3 protein-coding genes are annotated in these 3,562 nt (G+C 66.3%); 1 reads left to right on the top strand and 2 read right to left on the bottom strand.

All coding sequences use genetic code 11. From position 1 onward, the window contains the following. Positions 1 to 1,005, bottom strand: a 1,005-nt coding sequence (gene miaB, locus H7290_RS13380) for a tRNA (N6-isopentenyl adenosine(37)-C2)-methylthiotransferase MiaB (RefSeq protein WP_290514512.1), incomplete at its 3' end; no start/stop codon positions are given. Here miaB and H7290_RS13375 point away from each other — a divergent pair. Continuing rightward, entirely contained in the window at positions 1,004 to 3,208 is a 2,205-nt protein-coding gene (locus tag H7290_RS13375) for an acyltransferase family protein (protein ID WP_290514511.1), read from the top strand. The genes miaB and H7290_RS13375 overlap by 2 nt on opposite strands. 39 nt (positions 3,209 to 3,247) lie before the next feature. Here the strand turns inward: H7290_RS13375 and H7290_RS13370 are convergent. Continuing rightward, a partial coding sequence (locus H7290_RS13370; protein ID WP_290514510.1) for a DUF305 domain-containing protein occupies positions 3,248 to 3,562 on the bottom strand: 315 nt, incomplete at its 5' end.

Raw genomic sequence — 3,562 nt, 5'->3', positions numbered from 1 at the left:
GGAGTACTGGAACGTGTAGGCACCGGCGAATCGCGCACGCCGGACGACGTCCATCGTCTCGAGGAAGTCCTGCTCGGTCTCGCCGGGGAAACCGACGATGATGTCGGTGGTGATGGCGGCATCAGGCATGGACGCACGAACGCGGTCGATGATGCCGAGGAACTTCTCCTGACGGTAGGACCGCCGCATCGCCTTGAGCACGCGGTCGGACCCCGACTGCAGCGGCATGTGCAGCTGCGGCATGACGACGGGTGTCTCCGCCATCGCCGCGATGACGTCGTCAGTGAAATCCTTGGGGTGCGGGCTGGTGAACCGGACGCGCTCGAGACCATCGACCCCACCGCACGCGCGGAGCAGCTTGCCGAACGCCCGCTTGTCGCCGAACTCGACACCGTAGGAGTTGACGTTCTGGCCGAGCAGGGTCACCTCGACCACGCCATCGGCGACGAGCGCCTCGATCTCCGCGAGGATGTCGCCGGGGCGGCGGTCCTTCTCCTTGCCGCGCAGGCTGGGGACGATGCAGAACGTGCACGTGTTGTTGCAGCCGACGCTGATCGACACCCAGGCGGCGAAGACCGAGTCGCGCTTGGTCGGCAGGGTCGACGGGAACACCTCGAGCGACTCGAGGATCTCGACCTGCGACTCCTCGGCGATACGCGCTCGCTCGAGCAGGACCGGCAGCGAGCCAATGTTGTGGGTGCCGAAGACGACATCGACCCACGGCGCGCGCTTCGTGATGGTGTCGCGGTCCTTCTGCGCCAGGCAACCGCCGACCGCGATCTGCATGCCGGGATTCTTCTGTTTCACGCTCGCGATGTGGCCGAGGTTGCCGTACAGCTTGTTGTCGGCGTTCTCACGCACCGCGCAGGTGTTGAAGACGACCAGATCGGGCGTGCCCTCGTCAGCCCGCGCGTAGCCTGCCGTCTCCAGCAGCCCCGACAGCCGCTCGCTGTCGTGCACGTTCATCTGGCAGCCGTAGGTGCGCACTTCGTAGGTCTTCGTCATGACCCGTCAATGGTACGTGCGGGCAACAGCGTCGGCGCACTTCGCCTTTGCGCCCCAGTTATGCCCGTCCGACGTGTCCATCGTCAGCAAAGTCACCGTGTTGAAGCCCTTCGTTCCGCGCGGACTTCGGCGTGACATCCAGGGGCTCCGGGCGATGGCCGTCACGTTGGTTGTTGTCTACCACCTGTGGCCGACACGGCTCAGCGGCGGATTCATCGGCGTCGACGTGTTCTTCGTGATCAGCGGTTTCCTCATCACGGCGCACCTGCTGGGCCATGTTCCGACCCGGGGTTCGGATCTGGTCGCCTTCTGGGCGCGGCGCATCAGACGGCTGCTGCCGGCCAGCCTGACAGTCCTTGCCGCCACGCTGGTCGGCACGTGCCTGTTCCTGCCCGAGACACAGTGGCGCACGACTGCCGATCAGGCCCGGGCGGCCGCGCTGTACGTCATCAACTGGCGTCTCTCGTCCGACGCCGTCGACTATCTGGCGGCCGACAACACCGCGACCCCTGTTCAGCATTTCTGGTCGCTCTCCGTCGAGGAACAGTTCTACGGGTTCTGGCCGATCCTGCTCCTGGTCCTCGGGCTGCTGGGTGCAGCCGTCGGCGCACGCCGCGCCGTCATCGGAGTCGGACTCGCGGTGGTCGTCGCGACGTCGTTCGTCTACAGCGTCGTCCACACGGCGTCCGTCCCGGCCGACGCCTATTTCAACACTGGAACCCGCATGTGGGAGCTCGGCGCTGGCGGACTGCTCGCGTTCTGTGTCGCGGGATCTGGGACAGGAACGGGAGGGGGGACGAGACGAACTGTGTCGCGCGGTCGATGGCGAGCGGCCGTTGCGTGGGCCGGTCTCGCGCTGGTCGCGGCAACCGCGGTCCTCTACTCCGACGCCACGCCCTTCCCCGGCTGGCAGGCGGCTCTACCGGTGCTCGGAACCGTTGCGGTCATCGCCGCACAAGCTCCTGACAGCGGGCTGTCACCGACCCGTGTCGCGGCGTGGCGCCCTGTGCAGGGTCTCGGCGACATCTCGTACTCGGTCTATCTGTGGCACTGGCCGCTGATCGTTCTCTGGCCGTACGCGTTCAACTCGACACGAGGCACCTTCGACAATCTCGCGATCATCGCCGCGACGCTCGTTCTGGCCACGCTGACAAAGCGTCTGGTCGAGGACCGGTTCCGGACCACGGCATGGTCGAGTCGAACCGGTCGCACATACGGCTGGGCGGTCATCAGCATGGCAGTGGTCGTCGCCGCCGCGCTCACCGTCTCGACTGTCACCGAGCACCGCTCCGACCAGGACATCAAACGAACCGCGGCCCTTCTCGCCGCTCACGACCCCTGCGTCGGAGCGTCCGTTGCCGATCACCCCCATTGCCCGGCGTCGACGTTCGACGATCTCGTGCGGGGACCCGCAGCGGCCTCCTCAGACATGTCGGATGCCTATCGCGGCGCCTCCGACGGGAAATCCTGTTTCGCCGCGGCGTCCGGCTTCAGGTCCATCCCCTGCACGTTCGGCGACCCGGACGGGACCCTCGATGTGGCCCTGGTCGGCAATTCCCACGGCGGACAGTGGTTGCCGGCTCTAGAGGCAATCGCGGCCACCCGCCACTGGCGAATCCACACCTACCTAGCTTCGGCCTGCGCGATCAACGAGACGCCGCAGGTGTTCAATCCACCGGCAGGTACGGACGGGTGCCTTAAATGGAGCCGCCGCACCACCAAGGAGGTGGTCCGAGACGCGCCCGATCTCGTCATCGTGGCGGCCAGCGTGGCGCGCAAGGCCGAGGGCACGGCCAGTCTCGAAGCTGGGGCCTCGCAGTTCAAACGCGGCGCCCTGCCTGTTTTACGGTCGTGGCGCAACGCCGGGCTGAAAGTTGCCGTCATCCGCGACACGCCGTCTCCCCAGAAATTCAACGTGCCCGATTGTGTGGCAACGCACCCCAGCAGCTTCGACAGCGATTGCTCAGGCGCGGCGGCAGACTGGCTTCACCCCGATCCACTCGCTGCAGCAGCTCGCGCGCTCGACGACCCTCACGTGAGGGTCGTTGACCTGACGCCCCATATCTGTCCCGATGGCACCTGCCGTCCGGTCATCGGCAACGTGATCGGCTGGTTCGACGGTTCCCATCTGTCGGCTACCTTCTCATCCACCCTCGGGCCCTACCTGTTTCGCGCGTTGGCCGAGGCAGGTCTCGTGGACTGACCGTCAGTACAGGCAGTGGCCGTTCCCCGCCCAGACGGGTTACTGCACATCGGGACTACGTGGGGACAGGTCACGCATGCGAGAGATCTCAGCGCTCTGATCAGCCGCGATTCCCGAAGCCAGCTCGTTGAGCTGCTGCTCCGAGCCGTCGCGCAGGACGTCACCGGCCATGGCGACAGCTCCGTGGTGGTGCCTGATCATCAGCCTGAGATAGAGCCGGTCGAACGACGCTCCGCGCGCCCTCTGCAGATCATCGAGCTGACCTTGCGTCGCCATACCGGGCATCTCGTGGGAGACAGGTCCATGGCCCATCGACATCGCGCCCATGTCGCCGCGATCGATCTCGGCGAGGGT

Origin of the sequence: Aeromicrobium sp. (genome assembly GCF_014378035.1) — a bacterium.
In the GTDB taxonomy this organism is placed as follows: domain Bacteria; phylum Actinomycetota; class Actinomycetes; order Propionibacteriales; family Nocardioidaceae; genus Aeromicrobium.
The sequence above is the reverse complement of the archived record's forward strand: the minus strand, read 5'-3'. Positions and strand labels throughout refer to the sequence as shown.

Bases quoted from the DNA above. Each gene is read 5' to 3' on its own strand.
- H7290_RS13375 (WP_290514511.1), top strand. From the start codon at position 1,004: ATGACCCGTCAATGGTACGTGCGGGCAACAGCGTCGGCGCACTTCGCC.